A 2,696-nucleotide genomic window follows, 5' to 3' on the forward strand; every position below is an offset into this window, starting at 1 on the left:
CCCGGCGTGAGCATGGACAATCAGGCGGATTTTGACACGGTGGTATCCATGCTGCCCAAACAGATCCGCGGGGAAATGGAAGGAACGGAAAACCCGGAAACACTGGACATCACCGGCTGGAGCTGCGAGGAATACAAACAGGACGGCGGGGATAACTGGCCGCTGACCGGCGATTACATCTTTACGGCGGCGCTCCCCGACGGCTACGCCTGCGACCCGCTCCCGGCGGTCAAGGTGCTGCTGGGCGGGGCAAATCTGTACGCCAATGAGGGGTATGACGGCCTGACGATTACCCCAACAAACGGCGGTTCGGTTTCCAAAACCGGCGACGGACAAATCACGCTGAACGCCAACGGTAACTACAAGATTTCCGGCGAATGGACGGGAACGCTGGACGGCGTAGACTCCTCTAATCGGAAAGCCGTGATTACGGTGCCGAACGGCGTGACCGTCAACGTGGAACTGAAGGACGTAATCATCAAGGCGGATGCAGAATACGCCTGCGCTTTCGCGGTGGCAGCGGGCGGCACGGCAAACATCACCCTCTCCGGTATAAACACCCTGACAAGCGGCTGGGGCCGCGCCGGGCTGGAGGTTCCTGAAAACACCGCTGTGTCGATTCATGGTGATGGCCGCCTGGAGGCCAACGGCAGCAACAACGGCGCGGGCATCGGCGGCGGCGGCGTTAGCTCCGGCGGAACCATCGAAATCAAAGGCGGTACAGTCACCGCCAACAGCGGCCCCGGCGCCGCAGGCATCGGCGGCGGCCCAAGCTGCTCCGGCGGAACCATTACAATCAGCGGCGGCACAGTCATGGCCAAAAGCGGCTCCAACGGCGCAGGCATCGGCGGCGGCACAGGCGGCGCAGGCGGAACTATTGCAATCAGCGGCGGCACAGTCACGGCCACCGGCTACTTGGGTGCGGGCATCGGCGGCGGCTCCTACGGCTCCGGCGGAACTATTACAATCAGCGGCGGCACAGTCACGGCTACCAGCTACTTGGGTGCGGGCATCGGCGGCGGCGGCGGCGACCACATCGGCGGCTCCGGCGGAACCATTACAATCAGCGGCGGCATAGTCACGGCCACCAGCTCCCGCAGTGCGGGCATCGGCGGCGGCTACGGCGGTGGCATCGGCGGCGGCTACGACAAACCAGGTACTGTGGGAGGCGATGGCGGTCGATTCACCATAAACGGGAATGCCGTTGTATTTGCCACAAGCAATCAGGCGTCACCAATCGGTGGCGGCCCGGGCGGCGGCGACGGTACAAAAGAACTGATAAAAGGCGTGGTATTTGAGGGGAGTAACGGAACAGTATGTGGAAGCCCTGAACTTCCCGGCGATATAACCATCCCGTACGGCTCCACCCTGACAGTGCCGGACGGCGCCACGCTCACAATTCCAGATAACACGGCCCTTACCAATAACGGCAGGATTGAGAATCATGGTACGGTAAACGGAACCGGTACGCTGGTAAACAACGGCACGGTCAACGACCACAGCGGCGGAACCAGCGCGGCTGTGAACGGAACCGGAACTGTCAATAAACCTTCCGCGGTAAAAATCACCTTCCGGAGCAGCCAGAGCGGGCAGATTACACAGGCATCCTATGGGGACACCATCACGGTTCAGGCTGAAGTTTCGCAGAAAACTACCCGCCTGCGCACAGCCGCCCCTAATGAGGTGATTTTCAAAATCGGAAGTACCGTGCTTGGAACGGAAAGTGTGACAAACAAAACAGCCACTCTCACTCTCCCGCTGACAGGGGATTCCTGGAAGCCGGACAGCTATACGATCACGGCGGCGTACGGCGGCAGCAAGGGCCTGCTGCCAAATGACACCGGGACGGCTGTGCTGACGGTGGAAAAGCGGGGGCGTACCATTTCCCTATCCGGCAGTCCCACGGTGGACGGGACCAGTGTGACCCTGACCGCCGCGGTCCTCCCGGAGGGTTCCGGCGATGGCGCGGTACAGTACGGTTACGCGGCCGTCAATGACGTTTTGCAGGCAGGAAGCTGGCAGAGCGGTGTGGCTTTTACCGGCTTGCAGCCTGAAACAAAATACTACTTTTTCGCCAAAGTGGCGGAGGGGACCTTCTATCAGCAGGCCGTTTCCAGCGGCCTGGGAGTCACAACGGGCAAAGCGCCCGCCAATGCCGTGACAGGGGTGACGCCGGATAACAGCACCGACACCTGCCCCTTATCTGTGAACCAGCCGCAGAGCAGCTACACGGCAGCCGGGGACAGCATCAGCCGGAGTCTTTCCCGCTCCGACTTGCAGACGCTGACGGATTCCGGCAGGAGCCTGACGCTCGGCTGCGGCAAGGCAGGCATGGCCTTTGATTCTGCGGCGCTGAAAGCGATTCTGGCGGCGGTTCCATCCACAGCGGGCAGCATCACCTTTGCCGCCGCCCCCGCCGATTTAAGCGAGTTCCCGGATGCGGCCAAACAGCTCGGCGCCCATCCGGTTTATGACTTCTCCATCAGTTATAAGGACGGCAGCGGGAACCTCATCACAGTTCCGGTGAACTTCCCCGCTGGTTCGGCTGCTATCACATTGAACTACACCCCCGCTGCTGGGGAGACCGCGGGAAACCTGTTCATGGTTTATGTGGACGGCAGGGGAACCGTGACATGGCTAAACAAATCCAGCTGCCACAATGGCAGGGTGCTGGCGGAAGTTCCCCACTTCTCCAC

General features: G+C 61.4%; 1 pseudogene. It reads left to right on the plus strand.

Going from position 1 to position 2,696, the window contains the following annotated elements:
• A pseudogene (locus DXA36_RS33920) lies at positions 1–2,696 on the plus strand (hypothetical protein); the annotation flags it as partial.

Origin of the sequence: Eisenbergiella sp. OF01-20 (genome assembly GCF_003478085.1) — a bacterium.
Lineage (GTDB): Bacteria > Bacillota > Clostridia > Lachnospirales > Lachnospiraceae > Eisenbergiella.